This window comes from Streptomyces sp. NPDC012637, from assembly GCF_042954805.1.
In the GTDB taxonomy this organism is placed as follows: Bacteria; Actinomycetota; Actinomycetes; order Streptomycetales; family Streptomycetaceae; genus Streptomyces.
On the sequence record NZ_JBIBDS010000003.1, the window covers coordinates 666,295 to 689,781 of the forward strand.

Genomic DNA, 23,487 nt, shown 5'->3' on the forward strand with positions numbered 1-23,487 from the left:
CCCCCGGTCGCTCCGTCCCCACGGTCACCTCACCCCCCTCCCGCGTCACCGTGACGCACCGCGAACGCCCGACGTCGGGCCATGATCGACCGCCTCACGCTCCCTCGATGGAGTGAAACACGCGGACGGTCGGATCCGGCCACCCAGCGGATGGCGTTATTTCGGATACGGGCGAGGGCCCGTGAAGACATCCGGAAGGCAGGAAACCATGAGGCAGATTGGCCGAAGTGGTCTGGCCACACTGTTGGTCACCGGCGGCGCGCTCGCGCTGTCGGCGGGCGCCGCCCACGCGGACTCCGCGGCGCAGGGCGTCGCCGCAGGTTCGCCGGGGGTCGGCTCCGGCAACGCGGTTCAGCTGCCGGTGCACGTCCCCGTGAACGTCTGCGGGAACACCGTCAACGTCGTCGGTCTGCTCAACCCGGCGGCGGGCAACAGCTGTGCCAACCGCTCCGGGTCGGGTCACGGTTCCGAGGACCGCGCCGCCGGCCGCCCGGCCCACAAGGACCTGCCGGGCACCCCGCGGTCCGGCTCGTCCGACAGCGACTCCCGCGCGGGCGGCGGTCCCGGGCACGGGGGATCCCACCACGGCGGCGGAGCCCACAACGGCGGCGGCGCGAACGCCGGGAGCCACACCGAGGGCTCCGCGGGCGTCCTCTCCGGCAACGGCATCCAGCTGCCCGTGGACCTCCCGGTCAACCTCAGCGGCAACTCGCTCAACGTGGTCGGCATCGGCAACCCCGCCTTCGGCAACACCTCGGTGAACGAGTCGGGACCCGAAGAGGAGTGCGAGCACCCCGAGACCCCGACCCCGCGCCCGCAGACCCCGGTGCGCAACCTGCCGCCCGCCCCGAGCACCGAGCAGCTCCCCGGCCCGGCGCCGCAGTCCCGCTCGGTCCAGCTCGCCAGCACCGGCGCCGACTCCCTCGGCTACGCGGCACCGGCGAGCGCCGCCCTGCTCCTCGGCGGAGCGCTGCTGTACCGCAGGGCCCGCCGCGCGGCCGACCAGGCCTGACGCACCGGCTCGTACCGCCCGTACCGGCTCACGCCGGTGCGCACCGGCTCGTACCGACACCTGCACCCCCGCACCGGCGCCCGTACCGACTCGCGCCGGTGCTCGCACCGGTCGCGCAGCCGGACCCCCGCCCGCCGAGGGCGGGCCAGGGCCGAGTTCAGGGCGCCGCGTCGCCGCGCCCCTCAGCCCGCCCGTCCCTCAGCCCGCCCGTCCCTCAGCCGATCGTCCTGCAGTCGATCACCCCTCAGCCGATCGTCTTTCAGGCAGTCGCCCTCAGTCGATCGTCCTTCTGTCCGCCCGCGCCTCTGTCCGCCGGTCCCTCATCCCGTCCGCCACGAACGGAGCACCGTCTCGACGGTGGGTGCGATCCGGGCCCGGGCCTGGTGCCGGGGCACCCCGGCCATCAGCAGGGCGTCGTAGTCGGTGTCGACATGGCGTACGGCGGCCCGCACCGCGGCCGTGACCGCGCCCGGGTCGAGGGCCCGGCCGGCCGCCGTACGCCCCACCCGTCCGCTGCCCTTGGCCGAGGCGTGCGAGGCGATCCGCTCCGCCCGCTCGGCCGGGCAGCCCGGGAACAGGCGCAGGATCTCCGCCTCCAGGGCAGCCGTGATCTCCGCGTCCCGCCCGGCCCTGCGCGCCGCGTCCCGGGCCCGGCGGCGCGCCCGGGCCTCGGCGTCGGCGAGGCAGGCGGCCTCCGCACGGGCGAGCGCGGCCTCCTCGACGAGCAGGCCCTGGCGCTCGTAGCGGGTGCGGCGCCGGTTGTGCCGTACGACCACCGCCCACAGCGAACTGCCCTCGCGGGCGCGGCGGGTGAGCGCGGTGTCGCCGCGCCGCAGGAAGACGAGGTGTCCGAGGTCGGCGCAGTCCAGGCAGACGGGCGCGTTGAACTCGACGATCATCCGCTCCAGCGGGCCCTGGTGGCATTCCGAGCAGCGGCGCCGCCTGAGCGGTTCGACCACGACGGGAGCGACGAGATCCACACGGATGTCCTACCCGCGGGTCAGTACGCGCAGACTTCCCGCGCGCGCACTCGCGCACGCGCGCGCGTGGAGGACTCTTCGCATCGCCCGCGTCGCGCACCCGTCGCGCGGTCAGCTCACCGGACGCCGACGCCGGATCGATGCATCACGCCGCCGACTTCGCGCATTCCGCCCGCGGACTTCGCGCATTCCGCCATCGGCTCGGCGCATTCCGCCGTCGGCTCAGCGCACGCTCGGCGCGGCTGACTCGATGAAGCGCGCCAGGGCCTCTTTCGCTTCGTCCGAACGCCGCACGCGGTCCTCGTCGTCCGTCGCCTCGTGCATGCAGTGGGTCTTCACGAAGGCTTCCTGGGCGAGCCGTCGGGTCTCAGAGTCGTCGCAGATCAGCTGGACCCGGAAGAGCGCCTGCCGGGCGGCGCTGCGCTGCCGGTACGAGGCGTGGCGGGACTGCTCCGCCTCCTCCGTGCCGGGTTCCAGATGGGCCCGGAACCAGCGGTCGTTCTGGCTCTGCCGGTAGTCGACGACCGCTCCGGCGAAGGAGCTGTAGCTCGCGATCCGTTCCTGCCGCAGCTGCTCGGTCCTGGTAAGCGAGGCCGTGCGCTCGGCGGCGCGGCCCTGGAACCAGTGGGTGGCCACCACGCCCAGCAGGGTTCCGGCGACGGCTATCAGCGCGGCGTCCATGGCGGATCGGCCCCTTTCTCCGGTCATTCCTGCGATGATCCGTCAGATCATCGCAGGAGGGGCGGAGTCGCGGCGAGTCCGGACGCTACTGCCGGTAGCCGCCGAGGAAGCGGCCGATGCGGCTGATCGCGGCGTCCAGGTCGTCGACGTACGGCAGCGTGAGGATGCGGAAGTGGTCCGGGCGCGCCCAGTTGAAGCCGGTGCCCTGCACCACCTGGATCTTCTCCCGCAGCAGCAGGTCGAGGACGAATTTCTCGTCGTCGTGGATCCGGTGCACGGCCGGGTCGAGGCGCGGGAAGGCGTAGAGCGCGCCCTTCGGCTTCACGCACGTGACGCCGGGGATCTCGTTGAGCTTCTCCCAGGCCCGGTCGCGCTGCTCGCGCAGCCGGCCGCCGGGGGCGGTGAGCTCGTGGATGGACTGCCTTCCGCCGAGCGCGGCCTGAATGGCGTACTGGGCGGGCGCGTTGGGGCAGAGCCGCATGGAGGCCAGCATGGTCAGGCCCTCCAGATAGCTCCTGGCGTGCTCCCGCGGGCCGCTGACGACCAGCCAGCCGGAGCGGAAGCCGGCCACCCGGTAGGTCTTGGACAGGCCGCCGAAGGTGAGGACGACCAGGTCGGGGGCGAGGGTGGCGACCGGGTGGTGGACGGCGTCGTCGTAGACGATCTGGTCGTAGATCTCGTCGGCGAGGACCATCAGGCCGTGCCGGCGGGCGAGGTCGAGGATGCCCTCCAGGATCTCCTTCGGGTACACCGCGCCGGTCGGGTTGTTCGGGTTGATGATGACGACGGCCCGGGTCCGGTCGGTGATCTTCGAGGCCATGTCGTCGAGGTCCGGGTACCAGTCGGCGGACTCGTCGCACAGGTAGTGCACGGGCCTGCCGCCCGCGAGGGTCGTGACCGCCGTCCACAGCGGGTAGTCGGGGGCCGGAATGAGGACCTCGTCGCCGTCCTCCAGGAGGGCCTGCGTGGCCATGGAGATGAGCTCGGAGACGCCGTTGCCGAGGTAGACGTCGTCGACGTCCACGTCCGTCAGGCCCATCGACTGGTAGCGCTGGACGACGGCGCGGCGGGCGGACAGGATGCCGCGCGAGTCGGTGTAGCCGTGCGCCTTGGGGAGCATCCGGATCATGTCCTGGACGATCTCCTCGGGCGCCTCGAAGCCGAAGAGCGCCGGGTTTCCGGTGTTGAGGCGCAGGACGCTGTGGCCCGCCTCCTCCAGGGCGTTGGCCTGCTCGATGACCGGGCCGCGGATCTCGTAGCAGACCTCGCTCAGCTTGCTCGACTGCCGGAACTCCATGCGCCGACCTCCCCAGAAGTGTTGATGCTTGGTTTTACCAAGTTCGAGCTTGGAAAGTCCAACAACATGTCTAGACTGCGTCGCATGCCACCTCAGTCGCCTCAGTCACGCTCGTCGCGTCAACCGCGCCGCCGGAGCTACGACCAGTACTGCGCCGCAGCGCGCGCCCTCGACGCCGTAGGTGACCGGTGGACGCTGCTGATCGTCCGTGAACTCCTCGCGGGTCCACGGCGCTACACCGATCTGCACGCCGATCTCCCCGGCGTCAGCACCGACATGCTCGCGGGCCGGCTCAAGGACATGGAGGGTGCGGAACTCGTCACCCGGCGCAGGCTGCCGCCGCCCGTCTCCGCGTACGTGTACGAGCTCACCGAGCGCGGGCGTGAGCTGCAGCCCGTGCTGCGCGCCCTCGCCGCGTGGGGCGCGCCCGCGCTCGGCGAACCCCGGCCGACCGACGCCGTCCGCGCCCACTGGTTCGCGATCCCGCTGCTCGACGCCCTGGCCGGGCTCGGCGCGAAGGTCGTCCAGGTGACGCTGGACGAGGGCGAGTTCCACGTACGCGCCGGGGCAGGCGGAGTGCTCTCGTACGGGGAAGGGCCGGCGGCGGACGCCGAGGTGTGGCTGCGCACGGACGCGGCCACCTGCCGGGCGCTCGCGGACGGAGAACTGACCCTCGCCCAGGCGGTCGAAACGGGCCGCGCCGAACTCCGCGACGAGGCGTACGCCTCCTGACTCCTCCCCTCCGGCGGTAGCGTGTGGCTGGATATCGACGTCGTGAACCGGACGGCCACGTCGAGCAGTTGGAGGGGCACGGCAATGGAGCAGGGCATTGGGGCGGGCGCGGGACGGGACACGGCGCAGGGCATACGCGAGGAAGGGCGCGGCGCACGGCTGCGCAAGGCTCTCGTCGTCGCGGGCACCGTCGCCGCGGTGGCGGTGGTTCCGGCGGCGGCCGTTGCCACGACGGGCAGCGGCGTGAGCGGCACGGTGCTCGCGAAGGGCACATCGGACGGCAGGCTCACGATCAAGCCGCCCAAGGGCGACACCGACGTGGTCGTCCGCACCATCACCGTCGTGCCCGGCGGCTCCACCGGCTGGCACCACCACCCCGGCCAGCTGATCGCCGTGGTCCAGTCCGGCACCCTGACGCGTACGCTCGACGACTGCTCGGTCGAGGAGACCTCGGCGGGCGAGGCCTTCGTCGAGCCGTCCGGCGCGCACCACGTCCACATCGGGCGCAACCTCGGCACGGAGCCCGTCGTGCTCCACGTGACCTATCTGCTGCCGAAGGGCGCGCCGCTGTCGGTCGACGAGCCGGCCCCGGCGTGCGCGACGGCGCAGGAGGCGCCGAAGGGATGACCGGGTACGACGTCCGTGACGTCCCTGACGTCTTTGGCGTCCGCGAGGTCCGCGAGGTCAGCGGCCTCTGGGACTTCCCGGCAGGCGAGGCTGTCCCCTTCGTTGTGGCCGTCTGGGTCGTTCCCGCCGTTCCCGCCGTTCCCGCCGTTCCCGCCGTTCCCGCCGTTCCCGCGGTTCCCGCCGTTCCCGCCGTTCCCGTCGTCCCCGTCGTGCGGGTCCGGCGGTGCCGGTTCCGGATAGCGGGACAGGGCCGCGGCCAGGCGGTCCCTCGCCTCCGTCTGCGCGGCGATCCGCGCGTCGAGCACCGCGAGGCGTTCGCGGGCGATCCGCAGACCGCCGACGGAGGGCCGGGTCGCGGGCATGTCCCCGTCGAGGCAGCTCGCGAACGCGGCCACGTCGTCCAGCGTCAGACCCGCGCCGAGCAGGTAGCGGATGTTGGCCACGCGGACCACGGAGTCCGCCTCGTACACCCGGTACCCGTTCGCCGCTCGTACCGAGGAGATCAGCCCCGCCTGCTCGTAGTGGCGCAGCGCGCGTGCCGTCGTCCCGGTCCTCCGGGCCAGTTCACCGATGCGCAAGGCCCCCACCTCCCCGCGCAGTCGTATCACGACACCAGCGCCCCGCCGTCCACGGGCAGCACCGTGCCCGTCAGGTACCCGGCGTCCGGCGCGGCCAGCGCCGTGATCGCCCAGGCCACCTCCTCGGGGCGGCCGATCCGGCCCAGCGGGATGTGCGCCAGCTGCCACTTCCGGACCGCCTCGCGCTGTTCCGCGGAGAGCCCCATGTGGTCGGCGATCGGCGTCTCGATCGCCCCGGGTGCGACCGCCACGACCCGGATCCCGCGCGGCGCGAGCTCCACGGCCCAGCAGCGGGTCAGCGTCTCCAGGGCGCTCTTCGTGGCCGGATAGACGGAGTTGCCCGGCCAGCCGCGCTGACCGACCGTCGTCGTCACGTTGACGACGACGCCCCGCGAGGCCTCGAGGGCCGGCACGGCGGCCTGCGTGAGCAGCACCGGCGCGACGAGGTTGGTCTCGACGAGCGGGCCGATCACCTCGCGGCCCAGGGTGCCGAGCGGACCGCCGCAGGCGATCCCCGCGTTGTTGACGAGCACGTCGAGCCGTCCGTACGTCTCGACGGCGGCGCGGACGACGTCCTCCGGCGCGCCCTGCGCCGTGATGTCCGCGACCAGCGGCCGGATCCGCGGGAAGCCCTCCGCCGTCTCGTCGAGCGGGCCCGGCCTGCGGCCCACCGCGACGACCGTCGCACCCTGCCGGGCGAAGCCCCGCGCCGTGGCCCGGCCGATCCCGGTGCCCGCGCCCGTGACCACGACGACCCGGGCGGTGCCGCGCGTCTGCGCCGGGGCTTGTGCTGGTGTGGTTGTCTGCGTCTGCGTCTCCGTCCGCGTCGGTGCCGGTATGTGCTCCGTCTGCGTCTCGCTGTTCATGGGGTGATCGTCGAACCCTGCCGCCAGTGGCAAGGTCAAGACCGTCCGCCACCAAGCTTGGAGCGGGCGGGCCGGATCCGTACGGCAGGATGGGGCGGATGCGATTCGAAGCGATCAGCTGGGAGCGGCTGGCCGACACCGTGGCCGACCGCGTCGAGCGGGCCGAACCCGGCGACGGCAGCGACTGGCTCAAGGTGGGTGTCGACGGTGCCCCGGCCACGCCGGGCGGGGAGTTCGCCGAACGCGTCGCCGAGGTGCTGCGGCTGCGCGGCAGGTCCGTGCTCGTCGTCGCGACCGGCGGCTTCCTGCGCCCCGCGTCGCTGCGCTTCGAGCACGGCAGGCAGGACCCCGACGCGTACTACAGCGGCTGGTACGACACCGGGGCGCTGTGGCGGGAGGTCTTCGGCCCGCTGGAGCCGGGCGGCAGCGGGCGGGTGCTGCCCGACCTGTGGAACCCCGTGACCGACCGGGCCACACGCAGCCCCGCCGTCCCGCTGCGGCCGGGTGGAGTCCTCGTGGTCCACGGCCCGTTCCTGCTCGGCCACTGGTTCCCCTTCGACGTGAAGCTGCACCTGCGGCTCTCGCCGGGTGCGCTGGCCCGCCGCACCGAGGACCCGTGGACGCTGCCCGCGTTCGCGCGGTACGAGGAGGAGGTCGGGCCCGCCGACGTCGCCGACGCCGTCGTCCGCGTCGACGACCCGCGGCGGCCGGCCTGGACCGGCTTCATGGACTGACGGGCCAGGGCTCGATGGCCAGGGCTGGACCGGGAGGGCTCGATGGCCAGGACTGGATGGCAGGGCTGGACCGGTGTGGCTGGACGGCAGGGCTGTACCGGCTTTGTGGACTGACCGCCAGGGCTCCACGGGCAGGGCGAGACCACCCGGCGCCCACGGCGACCCGGTCCGTGGATCAGGGCCGCCCGCCCACCGCCGTCACCGCCCGTGCCCCCGCGCGGCAGCCCGCCTCCGCCGCGCCGGCCGGGGCCGTGCCCGTGAGCCGGGCCGCCAGGAAGGCGCCGGTGAAGGCGTCGCCCGCGCCGGTGGTGTCGACCGGACGGGCGGCTGGAGCCGGGACCCGCGCGGTCACCCGGCCGTCGGCGGCGAGTAGGGCGCCGTCGGCGCCCAGGGTCACCGCGACCAGCGGGAAGCGCGTGCTCAGCGCCACCGCAGCCGTGGCGGGGTCCGCGTGACCGGTCAGGGTGCGGGCCTCGTCCGCGTTGGGCAGCAGGCACTCGGCACCGGCCGCGGCGGCGAGGAACGCCTCGGCGCCGAGCTCCGAGAGGAAGCCCGCCGAGGCCGGGTCGACGCTCACCGGAACCCCCGCCGCGGCCGCGTCACGCAGCACCCGCCCGGCCGTCTCGCGGCTCCGGTCGCCGAAGAAGAGGTAGCCGGACAGGTGCACCCGGGCGACCCCGTCGAGCAGCCGCGGCGACCAGTCGCCTGGCGAGAGCCGCAGTGCCGCACCGCTGTCCGTCAGGAACGTACGCTCCGCGTCCGCGCCGACCAGGGCGATCACGGTCGCGGTCGGCGCCTCCCAGTCCGGTACGAGCAGCGGCCGTACGCCCGCGCGGCGCAGCTCCAGGTCGTGCCAGACGGCGGAGTCGGTGCCGACCCGGGCGAGGAGCCGTGCCTCCGGGCAGCCCGAACGCACCGCCCAGCAGGCCACGTTCGCCCCGGCGCCACCGGGCAGGGTGCGGATCTCGGCGGCCGTGTCGGTCGCGGGCGCGAGCGGCGTGCGGTGCCGGGCGACCACGTCGGTGACGACGTCCCCGACGACCAGCAGGGCCCCCGGGCCGCCGGGCCCGGTCGCGGGTCCGGGATCAGGCCCGGGATCAGGCCCGGGCACGGGCTCCGTCCCCGAACCGGATCCGGGCCGCGTCCACCGATCGGTCACGGCTGCCCGTGCCCGCGTCCGTGGCCAAGTCCGTGTCCCTGCCTCTGCGCCTGTCCCTCTCCCTGCCCCTTCCCGTGTCCCTGTCCCTGCCTCTGCCCGTGCCTCTGCCTGTTTCCGCGCTCGTCGGGGAGTGCGTCCAGTTGTCCGTGGTAGGCGGCGGCGATCCGGGCCGCGAGCCACACATTGCCCCGTACCGCCGCCAGGTTGGCCTCCAGGGACGCTCCCTCCGTGTGCACCGTCAGGTACTCCAGCAGGAAGGGCGTCACCGCCTGCCCCGTGATCCCCTTCTCCCGCGCCGCCGCGAGGCCGGCCGCGAGGACCCGGTCGTGCAGCGCCGGGTCGAGCTGCTGCTCCGTCGGTACGGGGTTGCCTACGACCAGCGCCGAACACGGCCCGCCCAGCTCGTCCCTGGCCCGCATCACCCGTGCCACGCCCTGCGGTGTCCGCACGGTCCAGTCGACGCGCTCGCCGGAGGACGAGAGGTAGAAGCCGGGGAAGGTCTCCGTGCCGTAGCCGACGACGGTCACGCCGAGGGTTTCCAGGCGTTGGAGGGTGGCGGGCACGTCGAGGATCGACTTCACGCCCGCGCAGACGACGGTGATGCCGACCTCGGCGAGCAGGCGCAGGTCCGCCGACTCGTCCTGGGTCTCGGTCCACTCCCGGTGCACCCCGCCGAGACCGCCCGTCGCGAAGACCCGTATGCCGGCGGAGTCGGCGAGCCAGGCCGTCGCCGAGACGGTCGTCGCGCCCGACGCCCCGACGGCGAGCGCGGGGGCCAGATCGCGGTGGCCGAGCTTGCGGACCGAGGGGTCCTCGGCGATCCGGGTGAGCGCGGCCCCGTCCAGGCCGATCCGGGCGACGCCGTCGAGCACCGCGATCGTCGCGGGCACCGCCCCGCCGTCCCGTACCAGGCCCTCCAGCTCCCTCGCCACGGCCAGGTTGCGCGGACGCGGCAGGCCGTGGGCGATGATCGTCGACTCCAGCGCGACGACGGGCCGCCCCTCATGGAGCGCCTCCCGTACCTCTTCGGACACCTGTGTGGGCATGCTGGATCTCTGGCGCACCCACGCGCCTCGCAAACCTCGGCGTCGTACATCAGCCACTGCCATAGCCACGGCGTCAGGCGTAGCCGCAGCCGCAACCCCAGCCAGGGGGGGCACGGTCAGGGTCACAGTCAGCCGCAGCCGCGGTATCAGCCGCGGCCGCAGCCATGTTCAGGGCCATCAGCCGCAGCGCGGCAGCGCGGGCAGCCGGGCGGCGTCCACGACCTGGACCACGGCTCGCGCGCCCGCGGTCTTGGCGTTGCCGACGCTGTACGCGAGGACCAGGGCGCTCCCGTCGGCCGCCGCATAGCCGTACGGGGGAGTGATCCGCGCGTACGAGCCGGGGCCGGGGTCCAGGGCGTACGAGGTCTCCGGCGTGCGCCAGGTGACCAGCCGGCCGGCGATCCGCAGCTGGTCCATGCCGTCCGCGGCGGGCGAGGTGGTCACGGCGGCCCAGGGCCGTGCGTCGCCCGTGCGCCACACCATCAGGCGGGGCTCGGTCTCGCCCTCGACCCATGCCCAGGTGCTGCCGTCGGAGACGAGCGAGCGGATGTCGCGCAGCGCGGCCACCGGCGTGGGCAGCGCGGCCGGGCGCCCGTCGCGCAGCGAGAGGGCCGCCGGCCGGGTGTGGCCTCCCGCGGCCTCCCGCCACACCAGCAGCCCGCCCGCGGCGAACGGCGTGTCCAGGACTCCCGTGTGCCACGCGCGCGCGTGCCCACCGCCCGCGGGGGCAGCGAAGATCGCGGCCTTTCCAGGGCCGGTGCCCTGGGCCCACACCACGGTGCCGTCGTGCACGACAGGGCGGGGGAGCGGGCCCGGCCGGTCGGTGCGGGCGAGGCGCCGGGTCGTGCCGGTGGCCGCGTCCCACACGTAGAGGCTCCACGGGCTGTCCAGGGTCCGGCCCTCCAGGACGGCGAACGCGGCCCACCGGCGTCCGTCGAAGTCGGCCGCGAGCAGCTGGTGTCCGACCGGGTCGGCGAACCGCAGCAGGGTCTGCGGAGACGTTTCTCCCTCACGTACGAGGACGGCCCGGCGCCCGTCGCCGCCGGTGAGCTGCAGTGCCGTCCAGCCGGGACCGGCGTCCGCGAGGGCCGCGCGTCGTCCGCCGGGCGGCCGGTACTCGCCCGCGGCGAAGGCCGTGTCCCATGCCGTCGGCAGCGGCACCTCGCAGGCCGCAGCCCGCTCCGCCCGCGCCGTCGGCGGTGCGGTGGTGGACAGCGGGCCGGGCCCGGTCCGTCCGGGCGAGCATCCCGCGAGCAGGAGGCCCGTCAGGGAGCCCGCCAGGGCGCACGTCAGGACGCACGCCCGGACGGACACCGGAGACGGCCGCCTACCAGACGTACCCACGGCCGCCCATGATGGTGGTGATCGTGTCGGACGAGATGTGCGCGGACTTGGGCACGGGGCCGGCCCAGGAGATGACGCTGGTGCTCACGCCGCCCACCGGGTCGAGGTAGTTGACCTGGCCGGCGGCCGTGTCCGTGTTGTAGCCGTCGATCGAGACCCAGTGGAAGATCTCGATGTTGGGGTGGCCCACGAGGTGCGGACCGCCGGGCACCTCCCAGGCGTTGCCCGCGATGGCGTAGTCGTTGTCGGTGTTGTGGGTGATGTGCTGCTTGAAGTTCGCCTTGTCGGTGGCGGTCGGGGTGTAGGGCAGCGCCTTGGGGACGTAACCCGCGCCGGGGAGGCGGTAGTTGAGCGCGTCCGCCATCGGATAGCCGGTGGGGTTCGACACGTTGATGTTGATGCCGTACCAGGCGGTGCCGCTCGTGTTCGTCTTGAGCAGGGTCGCCGCTTCCTGCTGCGAGCGCCCGCCGACCTCGTCGCGGGCGGACTGGGTGATCACGAGGGTGGCAGGGCCGCACCAGTAGGAGGTCTGCTGGGACTGGTGGATGCCGCCGGAGAGCTTGTAACCGGCGAGGGCGCCCGTGGTCCCGAAGGTACGGGCCCGCTCGTACGATCTCTCCGCCTCGGCCTGCTTGGCAGCGGCGAGCGCGCGCTGGGCGGGCGTCAGGCGCTGCGGGCCGAGGGTGTCGTGGACGGCCTTGTACGAGGCGCCGGGCGCGGGTTCCCCGCTCGGGACGGCGGAGGCCGCGGGGTCCGCGGTGGCAGTGGGGGCGGTCATGGCGGCGGTCAGCAGGGCCGCGGCGCCGAGGACGGCGGCGCGGGCACGGGTGGAGGTCATCGCACTCTCCTGTCCGGGGTGGGGGAGGAAGGGAGGAGGGGGAGGAGGGGGAGGAGGAGGGAAGAGAGGGGGAACGGAAGAGAGAAGGAGCGGGAACGGACGGGCCCGGGGGAGTGGATCGGGAGCCGGACCCTGGAGCGGACTCCATGGCCGGACCCAGAGCGGACATCAGAGCCGGACTGCAGAGCGGTCTCCGGAGACGGGCCCGTGAGACGGGCTCGGGGGGAGTGTGGCGCCCTCTCGGCCCGGCTGTCAGGGGGCGCGGCGCAATCTCCGGTACCAACATTGGGCTCACCAAAGGCGCCTGCGCCGACCAGCGGTGACGGCTGCGGGCGAAAGTTGTTCGAGGGGCGGTTTTCATGGCCCGGGTGCTACGGAATCGGTGCCCCGGCGGCCGCCGGAGCACCGTCCGCGCGCAGATGGCGCCGTGCTCCGGCCGAATGCGCCTCCTGCGGATTCCGTGACGCCGTACATGCGGATTCCGTACGGGCGAAGCGGCTGGTCGGAACGGGAAACGGAGGGAAATCCTCCACCGGGTACCGGCCCCGTACGGGCCTCTCGGGCCCCGCTACAGTCACCGCCCATGACCACTCACGCGACCACTCGCACGCAGCCTTCCTTCGCCGTCCACATCCCCGACGCCGAGCTCGAGCCCGAGCCGCTCGACCCCGGCCAGATCGTCTCCGGCACCCCGGAGGTGACCGGCAAGGTCCTGTGGGAGTCCGTCGACGGCAAGCAGATCCGCGGCATCTGGCAGATCACGCCGGGCGTGGTCACCGACACCGAGGCGAACGAGCTGTTCGTCGTCGTGAGCGGCCGCGCCACGGTCGAGGTCGAGGGCGGCGAGACCCTGGAGATCGGCCCCGGCGACGCCTGTGTGCTCCGCGAGGGCGACCGCACCACCTGGACCGTGCACGAGACCCTGCGCAAGGCGTACCACATCAGCCTCTGACGCCCGTGGGCCTGAGGCTCCGGCACCGGAGCGGACCGCACGGGACCGGACGAGACGGGACCGGACGGGACCGGACCGGACGGGACCGGACCGGACTCGGGAACGGAGCCTCACCCGCGCCCCTCCCGGGCGCCGTACGGAAGCCTCGCCTCCGCCCCGCCTGCGCCCTCGCGGAGCATCGCCCCGCCCCTCCCGCCGAGCCCTCGCGAAGCCTCGCCTCCGCCTCACCCCCGCCCACCGGAGCCTCCCCCAACCCACCGGAGCCGTGCCCCTGCCCCCGCGGAGCCTCCCTCCGCGAAGCCCCGCAACCTCCCCCTCCGGCGCCCCGAACTCCGCCCCCGCAGAGCCCTGTTCCAGGTCTGGTAGGAAACTTTCCTATCCGCTACTCTCGCCGCGGCGGCTTGGCGCGGCGCCCGTCCCGGGACCACCGGGCGCGGGCGTGACGCGCTCAGCGAGAGCTCTGACCCGGCCGCCGTGCACCGCCGCACGCCCCGGGGCGCCCCGCGCCACGCGGGCCGGGCCGCGATGTCCGCACCGAAGTCCAGCTCTCGCCGTCCCCAGGCCAGGGAGTCCCAGGTATGCGCCTGAACGCCTCCGCCCCACCTCGCCGCACCACCCCGTCCCTCCTCGTCGCCGCGCTCGCCGCCGCGCTGCTCCTCGTCGGCGGCCTGCTGGTCCTCGCGCCCGACCGGGCCGCCGCCGCCGACCCGCTGCTCTCCCGTGGCAAGCCCGCCACCTCGTCCTCCGTCGAGGACACCGGCTTCGAACCCGCCAAGGCCTTCGACGGCGACCCGGCCACCCGCTGGGCCAGCGCCGAGGGCTCCGATCCCCAGTGGCTCCGCGTCGACCTCGGCACCACGGCCGCCGTCACCCGCGTCCGCCTCAACTGGGAGGTGGCCTACGCCAAGGCCTACCGCGTCGAGATCTCCGCCGACGGCACCACCTGGACCACCCTCGCCGCCGAGACCGCGGGCAACGGCGGCACCGACGACTGGACCGGGCTCGGCGGCAAGGGACGCCACGTCCGCGTCTACGGCACCGCCCGCGGCACCTCGTACGGCTACTCCCTCTATGAAGTAGAGGTGTACGGAACGCCCGACGGCACCACCCCGCCGCCCACGACCCCGCCCCCCACCGGCGCCTTCACGGTCGTCGCGGCGGGCGACATCGCCGCGCAGTGCACCGCCTCCAGCAGCTCCTGCGCCCACCCCAAGACCGCCGCCCAGGCCCAGCGGATCAACCCGGCGTTCTACCTGACGATGGGTGACAACCAGTACGACGACGCCCGGCTGTCCGACTACCGCAACTACTACGACAAGACCTGGGGCGCGTTCAAGGCGAAGACCCGCCCCGTGCCCGGCAACCACGAGACCTACGACCCGGCAGGCCCGCTCGCCGGCTACAAGTCGTACTTCGGCGCCATCGCCTACCCCCAGGGCAAGCCCTACTACAGCTACGACCAGGGCAACTGGCACTTCCTCGCCCTCGACTCCAACTCCTTCGACGACCCCGCCCAGATCCAGTGGCTCAAGGACGACCTCGCCCGCAACACCAAGGGCTGCGTCGCCGCCTACTTCCACCACCCGCTCTACTCCTCAGGCGGCCACGGCAACGACCCCGTCTCCAAGCCGGTCTGGCGGATCCTCTACGCCGCCAAGGCCGACCTCGTCCTCAACGGGCACGACCACCACTACGAGCGCTTCGCCCCGCAGGACCCGGACGGCCGGGCCACCGCCGACGGCATCGTCGAGATCGTCGGAGGCATGGGCGGCGCCGAGCCGTACCCGATCGAGACGGTCCAGCCCAACAGCCAGAAGCGGATCAGCGGTCCGTACGGGGTGCTGAAGCTGGACTTCACCGACACCACCTACACCTGGCAGTACGTCGGCACCGACGGCCAGGTCAAGGACACCGGCCCGACCTACAACTGCCACTGATGTACCTCGCGACCACGGGTCGCCGGGACGTGCCGCCCGCCCCCACCGGGGCGCGGCGGCGCGTCTCCGCCACCGTCCTCGCCCTGGGCACGGTCAGCCTGGTCACCGACGTCTCCTCCGAGATGGTCACCGCCGTCCTGCCGCTCTACCTGGTCCTCGGCCTCGGCCTCACCCCGCTCCAGTTCGGCTTCCTCGACGGACTGTTCACCGGCGCCACCGCCCTCGTACGGCTCGTCGGCGGTCACGCCGCCGACCGCGGCGGCCGGCACAAGCGCGTCGCCGGCATCGGCTACGCCCTCTCCGCCTGCTCCCGGCTCGGCCTGCTGCTCGCGGGCGGCGCGACCGGCCTGATCGCCGCCGCGCTCGCCGCCGACCGGCTGGGCAAGGGCATCCGTACCGCGCCGCGCGACGCCCTCATCACGCTCGACAGCCCGCCCGACGGTCTCGGCCGTGCCTTCGGCGTGCACCGCGCCATGGACACCACCGGCGCCCTCCTCGGCCCGCTCGCCGCCTTCGCGATCCTGTGGGCCACCGCCGACGCGTACGACGCCGTGTTCGTCGTCAGCTTCTGCACCGGCCTGCTCGGAGTGCTGCTGCTCGTCGTGCTCGTCCCCGGCGGGCGACGGGAGACCACGGGCGCGTCCCGCGGCGCCCGCGACCTCGCGGCCCCGCTCCGGCTGCCCGCCGTGCGCCGGGTCGTGCTCGCCGCCGCGCTGCTCGGCGCGGCCACCGTCGGCGACGGGTTCCTCTACCTGCTGCTCCAGCGGCGGACCGAACTCGCGGCGACCTGGTTCCCGTTCCTGCCGCTCGGCGCCTCGGCCGCCTATCTGCTGCTCGCCGTACCGGCCGGGCGGCTCGCCGACCGGACCGGCCGCAGACGCCCCTTCCTGTACGGGCACGTGGCCCTGCTCCTCGCCCTCGGCCTGCTCCTGGCCCCCGTGCCCGGCCCACTGCTCCTCGTGGGGGTCCCGTTACTGCTCGGCGTCTTCTACGCCGCTACCGACGGCGTTCTGATGGCGCTCACCGGACCGCTGCTCCCGGCCGGGCGCCGGGCGAGCGGACTCGCCCTCGTCCAGACCGCCCAGGCCCTCGCCAAGGTGGTCGCGGCGGCCGGCTTCGGGGCCGCGTGGACGCTGTGGGGGCCGCGCGCCGCACTCCTCCTCACACTCGGCGGCCTCGCGCTCGCCCTGTGCTGCGCGGCCAGGCTGCTGCCGACCGAGCGGTTCGAGAGGCCCGACCGGCCCGAGCCGCGAGAGGCCCACGAGCCGCAGAAGCTCCATGAGAGGCAAGAGCCCGACGAGCCGCAGAAGCCCCATGACAAGCAACAGCCCCATGACAAGCAAGAGCCTGACGAGAGGTCAGAGCCCCACGAGCCGTCGTCGTCCGGCCCGCTCGATCGCCTCGGCCCGCTCGGTCCCGTCGATCCCCTCGGCACGTCCGGCACGTCCGGCCCGCTCCACCGGAAGGAGACGTCATGACCCGGCACCGCAGCCTGTGGGCGCTCGTCCTCGGCTTCCTGCTCCTCGCCGGCGGGGCCGGCGCGTACACCTGGCATGCCGCCGGCCGCGCCGCGAGCGCCGCCGAGACGGGCGCCGGCGCGGGCTTCACGCTCGACGACGGTTCCCCGGGCGCGCTCTGGTTCCGCGACACCGCGAGCGGGCGCGTCGCCCGCCTGGACGCTTCCGCGCCCGGCGGCCGGACGGCGCTCGGGCCCCGCTGCGACCGCTTCCACGCCGCCGGGGGCACCGCGCTCTGCCTCCAGCGGCGTCCCGGGGTGCCGGCCCGCTCGTACGTCCTCGTGCTCGACCGGCGGCTGCGCGAGCAGCGGCGGATGAGCCTGCCCGGCATCCCCAACCGGGCTCGGGTCTCCGCCTCCGGCCGGGTGCTCGCCTGGACCACCTTCGCGACCGGCGACTCCTACGCCACCTCGGCCTTCTCCACCCGCACCTCGATCCTCGACCTGCGCACCGGCTACCTGATCAAGAACATCGAGCAGATCCCGCTCACCCTCGACGGGCGGCGGCACCACGCACCCGACGTCAACTACTGGGGCGTCAGCTTCGCGCGCGACGACAACCGCTTCTACGCCACCGTCGGCACCGGCGGGCACACGTACCTCGTCGAGGGCGACCTGAGGAAGTGGTCCGCGCGGGCGCTTAAGGAGAACGTCGAGTGCCCCTCGCTGTCCCCGGACGGCACCCGGATCGCCTACAAGAAGAAGGTGTCCGACGACGTCCGCGCACCATGGCGGCTGTTCGTCCTGGACCTGGCCACGCTCCGCGAGCACCCGCTGGCCGAGCCGCGTTCCGTCGACGACCAGGCGTCCTGGACCGGCCCCGACACGATCGCCTACGCCCACGGGGGCGCGGTGTGGAAGGTGCCCGCCGACGGCACCGGCTCGCCGCGCCGGTCGGCAGCAGGGGCGACGTCGCCGGTCGTACCGCGATGAAGGCCGGTCAAGCCGGTGACCGGCCGGTCGGGCCCGGCGGATCCGACCGCCTGATCCGACCGTGCGGACCTGTCAGGCCCGCCGGACCGCGCCGCGCAGCACGAGCAGCGTCATCGGCAGCAGCAGACACGCGCCGACCGCGTTCAGCCAGCCGTATCCCACCTGGGAGACGATCAGGCCGGCGGCGAGACCGCCGAGACCGGCCGAGGTGTTCATGATGAAGTCGGAGAGACCCTGGACGGCGGCCCTGGCCGCCTGCGGGACGGAGTCGGTCAGCAGCGCCGAGCCGGAGACCAGGCCCGCCGACCAGCCGAGGCCCAGGACGAACAGGCCGAGCGCGACCTGCCCGTGGTCGGCCCCGGCCGTGCCCGCGAGCAGCGCCGCCGTGGCGATCAGCGCGACGGCGAGGCCGATCACCGAGAGCCGCCCGAGCCGGTCGGACAGCCAGCCCATCGCGGGGGAGAACGCGTACATGCCGGCGATGTGACCACTGATCACCAGGCCGATGAGCCGGATGTCGGCGCCGTGGTGGCTGAGCGCGACCGGCGTCATCGACATGATCGACACCATCGCGGTGTGCGAGCCGGCCACGGTCACCAGGGCGAGCCGGGCCCGTGAGGACGCCCGCACGGCCCGCAGGCCGGCCTTCAGGGAGCGGCCGTCGGCGCCGTCGGCCTCCTCGGGGCCCGCGAGCTCCCGAGCGGTCAGCAGCGGGTCCGGGCGCAGCAGGAGCGCCACCACGACGGCGGAGACGACGAAGACGCCGGACGCCCATACGAAGGGCCCGGCCGCGGCGGGGATGCCGAGGCCGGAGACGCTCTGGCCGGCCGGGGCGGCGACGTTGGGGCCGAGGACGGCGCCGATGGTGGTGGCCCACACCACGGTCGAGATGGCCCGGGCCCGCCGGTCGGGCTCGGCGAGGTCCGCCGCGGCGAACCGGGCGGCCAGGTTGGCCGAGGAGCCGGCGCCGAAGCCGACCAGCCCGGCCAGGAGCAGCGGGAAGCTGCCGAGGACGGCGCCGAGGACCACGACTCCCGCGCCGAACGCGCCGACCAGGTACGCGAGGACCAGCCCGGCGCGCCGCCCGCGGCGGGCCATCAGCGAGGCGAGCGGCATCGCGAGCAGCGCGGGTCCCGAGACCGTGGCCGTCGACGCGAGGCCCGACAGCGCCTCCGTGCCGCTGACGTCCTTGGCGAGCACGGCGGCGAGCGCGACGCCGATGGCGATGCCGAGCCCGCCGAGGATCTGGGTGGCGATCAGCACCGCCTGTATCCGGCGCCGGAGGGCGGGGAGCCGGGCGGCGGAGAGCGGGGCGGATATCGCGGGCGAGGAGGGCAAGGCGGGCGAGGAGGGGGAGGAGGACGAGGCGGGCGAGGCGGGGGAGCGCAGGGCGTCAGGAGCGTCCGAGCTGTTGGTCACTTACGCATAGTGCCAGTCGTCCCACAACGTGGGAACGCCCAGGCGGCAGCCGGCCACCCCAGGCCATCCCCGCGGCCTTCGCCGGCCACCCCGTGCCTCCACGCCCGCCGCCCCCGGCCTCCCCATCTGCCGCCACCGGCCTCCGCCCCCCGCCCTCGGCCGCCCCGGCCTCCGTCTCCCGCCGCCTCCGGCCTCCGTCTCCCGCCGCCTCCGGCCTCCGCCTCCGCCGTCACCAGCTCAGAACAGCGGCTCCGGCAGCACGCCCTCCAGGGCCAGCAGCCGGCGCTTGGTCTCCACGCTGCCGCCGAAGCCGCCGATCCCGCCGTCGCTCTCCACCACCCGGTGGCACGGCACCACCAGTGGCAGCGGATTGGCGCCCATCGCCGACCCGACGGCCTGGGCGGCCGTCGGCTGCCCCACCCGGCGGGCCAGCTCCCCGTACCCCACCACCGTCCCGTACGGGACGGAGTCCTCGAGCTCGCGCAGCACCTGGCGGTTGAATCCGGTCACCAGCGACCAGTCCAGCTTGACGTCGAAGCTTCGCAGCTCCCCGTCGAAGTAGGCCGCGAGCTGCCGTATCGGCTCGGCGAGCCGACCGGATCCGTCCGCCACGAGCTCCGCGCGGAGCACTCCGGCCAGCCGCTCCAGGGACCGCTCGCGCACCCGCCCCTCGGCGTGGAACGTCACGTTCACCAACCCGCGGTCCGTCGCGGCGAGCAGCAGGGGACCGATGGCACTGGGCAGCATGGCCCACTCCACCCGCCCGGTGACGCGGCCCGTCCGCGCCTTCTCGTCTTCCATGCCGCCCACGGTACGACCCGGCACCGACAGCGGTCCGCCCAATTCGCGGACCCCGTGGCCGGAGGGCCGCGGTGGGCGCCATAATCCGGTAGCACTACTCAGCGGTACCGACTGTTTTCGGACGACGTTGCACCACGGGTGGAGGACGGACGCTCATGCAGGGCACGGTCGACGGATTCAGCTACGGACTGGTCACGCCGGTGGCGGCCTTCCTCATGGCCTGCCTCGGAGGCGCCCTGGGTCTGCGCTGCACCACCAGATCGCTGCGGCACCGCGACACCTTCAAGGCCGGCTGGCTCGCCCTCGGCGCCACCTCCATAGGCACCGGCATCTGGACCATGCACTTCATCGCCATGATGGGCTTCTCGGTCCAGCAGGCCCCGATCAGCTACGACCGGCCCATCACCTTCGCCAGCCTCGGCGTCGCCATCCTCATGGTGGGCATCGGCATCTTCATCGTCGGCTACCGCGGCGCGACCGCCCTCACCCTGGTCACCGGCGGCACGATCACCGGGCTGGGCGTCGCCACCATGCACTACCTGGGCATGGCCGGCATCAGGCTGCACGGGCAGATCACCTACGACACCCTCACCGTCGCCCTGTCCGTGGTCATCGCCGTCGTGGCCGCCACCGCCTCCCTGTGGGCCGCCGTCTCCGTCCACGGCTTCCTGGCCAGCCTCGGCGCGAGCCTCGTCATGGGCCTCGCCGTCAGCGGCATGCACTACACCGCCATGGCGGCCGTCGACGTCAACCTGCACGGCACCCCGGCATCCGGCACCGGGGACACCGCCACCTCGCTCCTGCTGCCGATGATGATCGGCCCCGGCGTCTTCCTGCTGCTCGCCGCAGTCGTCGTCATGTTCGACCCGCTGCTCGTCATGGGCGAGCCCGACTGGCAGCGGCCCACCGCCCGCGGCGGCTACCGCCACGGCGCGCCCGGAGTGCCCGCCCCGCGCCGCGCCCCCGCCTACGGGGAGCCCGCGAACTGGTCCTCCGAGCGGCCCGCCGCCCGCTCCGGCCGCCGGGGCGCCCAGCGCGGCACGTACCGCTCCCAGGACTGGTAGCGGCGGACCGGCGGCGCCGACCGGCCCGCCGCCGGGCCGATCGCACCCCGCCTGTCAGTGGTGGGTCGTACGGTGGTTGCATGCGGCCCGTTTCCAAGATCGAACGTACGGTGGCGCCCTTCGAGGTCGTCAGCCCCTACCAGCCCAGCGGCGACCAGCCCGCGGCCATCGCCGAGCTCGAGCGGCGCGTCGGCGCGGGCGAGAAGGACGTCGTGCTGCTCGGCGCCACCGGCACCGGCAAGTCGGCGACCACCGCCTGGATGATCGAGAAGCTCCAGCGTCCCACCCTCGTGATGGCGCCGAACAAGACGCTGGCCGCCCAGCTGGCGAACGAGTTCCGCGAGCTCCTGCCGAACAACGCGGTCGAGTACTTCGTCTCGTACTACGACTACTACCAGCCCGAGGCGTACGTCCCGCAGTCGGACACCTACATCGAGAAGGACTCCTCCATCAACGAGGAGGTCGAGCGGCTGCGCCACTCCGCGACCAACTCGCTGCTGACCCGCCGCGACGTGGTCGTGGTCGCCTCCGTCTCCTGCATCTACGGCCTCGGCACCCCGCAGGAGTACGTGGACCGCATGGTCTCGCTCAAGGTGGGCGACGAGATCGACCGCGACCAGCTGCTGCGCCGCTTCGTCGACATCCAGTACACCCGCAACGACCTGGCGTTCACCCGCGGCACCTTCCGGGTCCGCGGCGACACCATCGAGATCTTCCCGGTCTACGAGGAGCTCGCCGTCCGCATCGAGATGTTCGGCGACGAGATCGAGGCGCTGTCCACGCTCCACCCGCTCACCGGCGAGGTCATCAGCGACGACCGCCAGCTGTACGTCTTCCCCGCCAGCCACTACGTCGCGGGCCCCGAGCGCATGGAGCGCGCGGTCAACGACATCGAGCGCGAGCTGGAGCAGCGGCTCAAGGAGCTCGAGAAGCAGGGCAAGCTGCTGGAGGCCCAGCGGCTGCGCATGCGCACCACGTACGACATCGAGATGATGCGCCAGATCGGCTCCTGCTCCGGCATCGAGAACTACTCGATGCACTTCGACGGCCGCGAGCCCGGCTCGCCGCCCAACACCCTCCTCGACTACTTCCCCGAGGACTTCCTGCTCGTCATCGACGAGTCGCACGTCACCGTCCCGCAGATCGGCGCCATGTACGAGGGCGACGCCTCCCGCAAGCGCACCCTCGTCGACCACGGCTTCCGGCTGCCCTCGGCGCTCGACAACCGGCCGCTGAAGTGGGAGGAGTTCCAGGAGCGGATCGGCCAGACCGTCTACCTCTCCGCCACTCCCGGCACCTACGAGCTGTCCCGCTCCGACGGCTTCGTCGAGCAGATCATCCGCCCCACCGGTCTCGTCGACCCCGAGGTCGTCGTCAAGCCCACCGAGGGACAGATCGACGACCTGGTGCACGAGATCCGGCTGCGCACCGAGCGCGACGAGCGGGTCCTGGTCACCACCCTCACCAAGAAGATGGCCGAGGACCTCACGGACTACTTCCTGGAGCTGGGCATCCAGGTCCGCTATCTGCACAGCGACGTGGACACGCTGCGCCGCATCGAGCTGCTGCGAGAGCTGCGCTCCGGCGAGTACGACGTGCTGGTCGGCATCAACCTGCTCCGTGAGGGCCTCGACCTGCCCGAGGTCTCCCTGGTCGCCATCCTCGACGCCGACAAGCAGGGATTCCTGCGCTCCGGCACCTCGCTCATCCAGACCATCGGCCGCGCCGCCCGTAACGTCTCCGGCCAGGTCCACATGTACGCCGACAAGGTCACCCCGGCGATGGCCCAGGCCATCGACGAGACCAACCGGCGCCGCGAGAAGCAGATCGCGTACAACAAGGCCAACGGGATCGACCCCCAGCCGCTCCGCAAGAAGATCAACGACATCGTGGCGACCATCGCCCGCGAGGAGATCGACACCGAGGAGCTGCTCGGCACCGGCTACCGCAAGGGCGGGAAGGACGGCAAGGGCGCCAAGTCCCCCGTGCCGTCGCTCGCCGCCCACGCGCCGAAGGGCAAGGGCGCCAAGGCCGGCTCGACCGTCGAGCTCGGCGACCGTCCGGCGACCGAACTGGCCGGGATCATCGAGGAGATGACCGACCGGATGAGGGCGGCCGCCGCCGAGCTGCAGTTCGAGGTCGCGGCCAGGCTCCGCGACGAGGTGTCGGAACTCAAGAAGGAGCTGCGCCAGATGAAGGAGGCCGGGCTGTCCTGACGGCCGGGCGCCGCACCTGACGGCCGGTGGCGGACACTCGCCGACGAAGGCCCGCAAGCGGCCCGGTGTGTTGCAAGACCGACACAAAACCGGGCCGCTCCGGGCACGTTGTCAGTGCCCCTGCGTAGGGTGCTGCTCACACCGATGAGAGGGGCAGCGCGTGACGGTCAACATGACCAAGGGACAGGCCATCAGCCTGGAGAAGCAGGGCGGAGGCAGTCTCACGTCCGTGCGTATGGGACTGGGCTGGCAGGCGGCGCCCCGCCGCGGCCTGTTCGGCTCGCGCACCCGCGAGATCGACCTGGACGCCTCCGCCGTCCTCTTCGCCGACAAGCAGCCGGTGGACGTGGTGTTCTTCCGCCACCTGGTGAGCGACGACGGCTCCGTCCGTCACACCGGCGACAACCTGGTGGGCGGTGTCGGCCAGGGCGGCGACGACGAGGCGATCCTGGTGGACCTCCAGCGGATCCCCGTCCACATCGACTCGATCGTGTTCACGGTGAACTCCTTCACCGGCCAGACCTTCCAGGAGGTGCAGAACGCGTTCTGCCGCCTCGTGGACGAGACCAACGGCCAGGAGCTCGCCCGCTACACGCTCAACGGTGGCGGCGACTACACCGCCCAGATCATGGCCAAGGTGCACCGGGCCGGTTCCGGCTGGCAGATGACCGCCCTGGGCAACCCGGCCAACGGCCGCACCTTCCAGGACCTGATGCCGGCCATCTTCCCGGTCCTGTAACCCGGCGCCGCCGCGC

Annotated in this window: 21 protein-coding genes and 1 pseudogene; 11 read left to right on the forward strand and 11 right to left on the reverse strand. The window is 73.4% G+C overall.

Translation table 11 applies throughout. The annotated features are described in order from the left end of the window. Nucleotides 1-208: 208 nt before the first annotated feature. A complete protein-coding gene (locus tag ACFY8W_RS16055) occupies nt 209-1,012 on the forward strand; it encodes a chaplin family protein (RefSeq protein WP_391105189.1) in 804 nt (267 codons plus the stop codon). A 320-nt stretch (nt 1,013-1,332) separates the two neighbouring features. Here ACFY8W_RS16055 and ACFY8W_RS16060 read toward each other — a convergent pair whose 3' ends face one another. From ACFY8W_RS16060 to ACFY8W_RS16070, 3 genes are all read right to left on the reverse strand, one after another. Continuing rightward, complete coding sequence (locus tag ACFY8W_RS16060) at nt 1,333-1,992, reverse strand: DUF2293 domain-containing protein (protein ID WP_391105191.1); 660 nt, start codon at nt 1,990-1,992, stop codon at nt 1,333-1,335. Nucleotides 1,993-2,214: 222 nt separating this feature from the next. Next, entirely contained in the window at nt 2,215-2,673 is a 459-nt protein-coding gene (locus ACFY8W_RS16065) for a hypothetical protein (protein ID WP_391105193.1), read from the reverse strand. Nucleotides 2,674-2,758: 85 nt separating this feature from the next. Then, a complete protein-coding gene (locus ACFY8W_RS16070) occupies nt 2,759-3,970 on the reverse strand; it encodes an aminotransferase class I/II-fold pyridoxal phosphate-dependent enzyme (RefSeq protein ID WP_391105195.1) in 1,212 nt (403 codons plus the stop codon). A gap of 84 nt (nt 3,971-4,054) precedes the next feature. On the opposite strand from ACFY8W_RS16070, the gene ACFY8W_RS16075 reads away from it, so the two are divergent. Both ACFY8W_RS16075 and ACFY8W_RS16080 read left to right on the forward strand, forming a co-directional pair. Further along, a complete protein-coding gene (locus tag ACFY8W_RS16075; protein WP_391105197.1) occupies nt 4,055-4,702 on the forward strand; it encodes a winged helix-turn-helix transcriptional regulator in 648 nt (215 codons plus the stop codon). A gap of 84 nt (nt 4,703-4,786) precedes the next feature. Next, nucleotides 4,787-5,329 (forward strand): cupin domain-containing protein, encoded by a 543-nt coding sequence (locus ACFY8W_RS16080; protein ID WP_391105199.1) that lies wholly within the window; start codon nt 4,787-4,789, stop codon nt 5,327-5,329. Nucleotides 5,330-5,571: 242 nt separating this feature from the next. Here ACFY8W_RS16080 and ACFY8W_RS16085 read toward each other — a convergent pair. Beyond that, a pseudogene (locus tag ACFY8W_RS16085) lies at nt 5,572-5,907 on the reverse strand (MerR family transcriptional regulator); the annotation flags it as partial. Nucleotides 5,908-5,933: 26 nt separating this feature from the next. Then, nucleotides 5,934-6,773, reverse strand: coding sequence for an SDR family oxidoreductase (locus tag ACFY8W_RS16090; protein WP_391105201.1), 840 nt, complete (start codon nt 6,771-6,773; stop codon nt 5,934-5,936). 98 nt (nt 6,774-6,871) lie between these two features. Here ACFY8W_RS16090 and ACFY8W_RS16095 point away from each other — a divergent pair, with 98 nt between their 5' ends. Continuing rightward, nucleotides 6,872-7,507 carry a uridine kinase gene (locus ACFY8W_RS16095; protein WP_391105203.1) on the forward strand — a complete coding sequence of 212 codons (636 nt, stop codon included), beginning with the start codon at nt 6,872-6,874 and terminating at the stop codon, nt 7,505-7,507. A gap of 175 nt (nt 7,508-7,682) precedes the next feature. On the opposite strand, the gene ACFY8W_RS16100 is transcribed toward ACFY8W_RS16095, so the two are convergent. The 4 genes from ACFY8W_RS16100 to ACFY8W_RS16115 all read right to left on the reverse strand — a co-directional run bounded on the left by ACFY8W_RS16100 (nt 7,683) and on the right by ACFY8W_RS16115 (nt 11,894). Continuing rightward, nucleotides 7,683-8,618, reverse strand: coding sequence for a PfkB family carbohydrate kinase (locus tag ACFY8W_RS16100; RefSeq protein WP_391105204.1), 936 nt, complete (start codon nt 8,616-8,618; stop codon nt 7,683-7,685). 44 nt (nt 8,619-8,662) lie between these two features. After that, nucleotides 8,663-9,712: a pseudouridine-5'-phosphate glycosidase gene (locus tag ACFY8W_RS16105; protein ID WP_391105206.1), complete on the reverse strand. Its 1,050-nt coding sequence runs from the start codon at nt 9,710-9,712 to the stop codon at nt 8,663-8,665. Between the two features lie 177 nt (nt 9,713-9,889). Next, nucleotides 9,890-11,026, reverse strand: coding sequence for a hypothetical protein (locus ACFY8W_RS16110; RefSeq protein ID WP_391105208.1), 1,137 nt, complete (start codon nt 11,024-11,026; stop codon nt 9,890-9,892). A 13-nt stretch (nt 11,027-11,039) separates the two neighbouring features. Further along, complete coding sequence (locus ACFY8W_RS16115) at nt 11,040-11,894, reverse strand: hypothetical protein (protein ID WP_391105210.1); 855 nt, start codon at nt 11,892-11,894, stop codon at nt 11,040-11,042. Between the two features lie 583 nt (nt 11,895-12,477). On the opposite strand from ACFY8W_RS16115, the gene ACFY8W_RS16120 reads away from it, so the two are divergent. The 4 genes from ACFY8W_RS16120 (at nt 12,478) to ACFY8W_RS16135 (ending at nt 17,232) form a co-directional block, all read left to right on the forward strand. Further along, nucleotides 12,478-12,846: a cupin domain-containing protein gene (locus ACFY8W_RS16120; protein ID WP_391105212.1), complete on the forward strand. Its 369-nt coding sequence runs from the start codon at nt 12,478-12,480 to the stop codon at nt 12,844-12,846. 578 nt (nt 12,847-13,424) lie between these two features. After that, nucleotides 13,425-14,783 (forward strand): discoidin domain-containing protein, encoded by a 1,359-nt coding sequence (locus ACFY8W_RS16125; RefSeq protein WP_391105214.1) that lies wholly within the window; start codon nt 13,425-13,427, stop codon nt 14,781-14,783. Further along, complete coding sequence (locus tag ACFY8W_RS16130; protein WP_391105216.1) at nt 14,783-16,261, forward strand: MFS transporter; 1,479 nt, start codon at nt 14,783-14,785, stop codon at nt 16,259-16,261. The genes ACFY8W_RS16125 and ACFY8W_RS16130 overlap by 1 nt, the downstream gene beginning before the upstream one ends. Next, nucleotides 16,258-17,232, forward strand: coding sequence for a hypothetical protein (locus ACFY8W_RS16135; protein ID WP_391105218.1), 975 nt, complete (start codon nt 16,258-16,260; stop codon nt 17,230-17,232). Before ACFY8W_RS16130 ends, ACFY8W_RS16135 begins: the two co-directional genes overlap by 4 nt. Before the next feature lie 72 nt (nt 17,233-17,304). Here ACFY8W_RS16135 and ACFY8W_RS16140 read toward each other — a convergent pair whose 3' ends face one another. Then, nucleotides 17,305-18,570, reverse strand: a complete 1,266-nt coding sequence (locus tag ACFY8W_RS16140) for an MFS transporter (RefSeq protein ID WP_391105555.1) — start codon at nt 18,568-18,570, stop codon at nt 17,305-17,307. Nucleotides 18,571-18,888: 318 nt separating this feature from the next. Then, nucleotides 18,889-19,452 carry a methylated-DNA--[protein]-cysteine S-methyltransferase gene (locus ACFY8W_RS16145; protein WP_391105220.1) on the reverse strand — a complete coding sequence of 188 codons (564 nt, stop codon included), beginning with the start codon at nt 19,450-19,452 and terminating at the stop codon, nt 18,889-18,891. Nucleotides 19,453-19,607: 155 nt separating this feature from the next. On the opposite strand from ACFY8W_RS16145, the gene ACFY8W_RS16150 reads away from it, so the two are divergent. The 3 genes from ACFY8W_RS16150 (at nt 19,608) to ACFY8W_RS16160 (ending at nt 23,471) form a co-directional block, all read left to right on the forward strand. Then, the gene (locus tag ACFY8W_RS16150) at nt 19,608-20,516 is read left to right on the forward strand and encodes an MHYT domain-containing protein (RefSeq protein WP_391105222.1); all 909 of its coding nucleotides are present in this window, start codon (nt 19,608-19,610) and stop codon (nt 20,514-20,516) included. An 80-nt stretch (nt 20,517-20,596) separates the two neighbouring features. After that, nucleotides 20,597-22,732, forward strand: a complete 2,136-nt coding sequence (gene uvrB / locus ACFY8W_RS16155) for an excinuclease ABC subunit UvrB (protein ID WP_391105224.1) — start codon at nt 20,597-20,599, stop codon at nt 22,730-22,732. Between the two features lie 160 nt (nt 22,733-22,892). After that, a complete protein-coding gene (locus ACFY8W_RS16160; protein ID WP_391105226.1) occupies nt 22,893-23,471 on the forward strand; it encodes a TerD family protein in 579 nt (192 codons plus the stop codon). Nucleotides 23,472-23,487: the final 16 nt, after the last annotated feature.

Bases quoted from the DNA above. Each gene is read 5' to 3' on its own strand.
- ACFY8W_RS16055 (WP_391105189.1), top strand. From the start codon at position 209: ATGAGGCAGATTGGCCGAAGTGGTCTGGCCACACTGTTGGTCACCGGC.
- ACFY8W_RS16065 (WP_391105193.1), bottom strand. From the start codon at position 2,673: ATGGACGCCGCGCTGATAGCCGTCGCCGGAACCCTGCTGGGCGTGGTG.
- ACFY8W_RS16070 (WP_391105195.1), bottom strand. From the start codon at position 3,970: ATGGAGTTCCGGCAGTCGAGCAAGCTGAGCGAGGTCTGCTACGAGATC.
- ACFY8W_RS16075 (WP_391105197.1), top strand. From the start codon at position 4,055: ATGCCACCTCAGTCGCCTCAGTCACGCTCGTCGCGTCAACCGCGCCGC.
- ACFY8W_RS16080 (WP_391105199.1), top strand. From the start codon at position 4,787: ATGGAGCAGGGCATTGGGGCGGGCGCGGGACGGGACACGGCGCAGGGC.
- ACFY8W_RS16090 (WP_391105201.1), bottom strand. From the start codon at position 6,773: ATGAACAGCGAGACGCAGACGGAGCACATACCGGCACCGACGCGGACG.
- ACFY8W_RS16095 (WP_391105203.1), top strand. From the start codon at position 6,872: ATGCGATTCGAAGCGATCAGCTGGGAGCGGCTGGCCGACACCGTGGCC.
- ACFY8W_RS16105 (WP_391105206.1), bottom strand. From the start codon at position 9,712: ATGCCCACACAGGTGTCCGAAGAGGTACGGGAGGCGCTCCATGAGGGG.
- ACFY8W_RS16115 (WP_391105210.1), bottom strand. From the start codon at position 11,894: ATGACCTCCACCCGTGCCCGCGCCGCCGTCCTCGGCGCCGCGGCCCTG.
- ACFY8W_RS16120 (WP_391105212.1), top strand. From the start codon at position 12,478: ATGACCACTCACGCGACCACTCGCACGCAGCCTTCCTTCGCCGTCCAC.
- ACFY8W_RS16125 (WP_391105214.1), top strand. From the start codon at position 13,425: ATGCGCCTGAACGCCTCCGCCCCACCTCGCCGCACCACCCCGTCCCTC.
- ACFY8W_RS16130 (WP_391105216.1), top strand. From the start codon at position 14,783: ATGTACCTCGCGACCACGGGTCGCCGGGACGTGCCGCCCGCCCCCACC.
- ACFY8W_RS16135 (WP_391105218.1), top strand. From the start codon at position 16,258: ATGACCCGGCACCGCAGCCTGTGGGCGCTCGTCCTCGGCTTCCTGCTC.
- ACFY8W_RS16145 (WP_391105220.1), bottom strand. From the start codon at position 19,452: ATGGAAGACGAGAAGGCGCGGACGGGCCGCGTCACCGGGCGGGTGGAG.
- ACFY8W_RS16150 (WP_391105222.1), top strand. From the start codon at position 19,608: ATGCAGGGCACGGTCGACGGATTCAGCTACGGACTGGTCACGCCGGTG.
- uvrB (WP_391105224.1), top strand. From the start codon at position 20,597: ATGCGGCCCGTTTCCAAGATCGAACGTACGGTGGCGCCCTTCGAGGTC.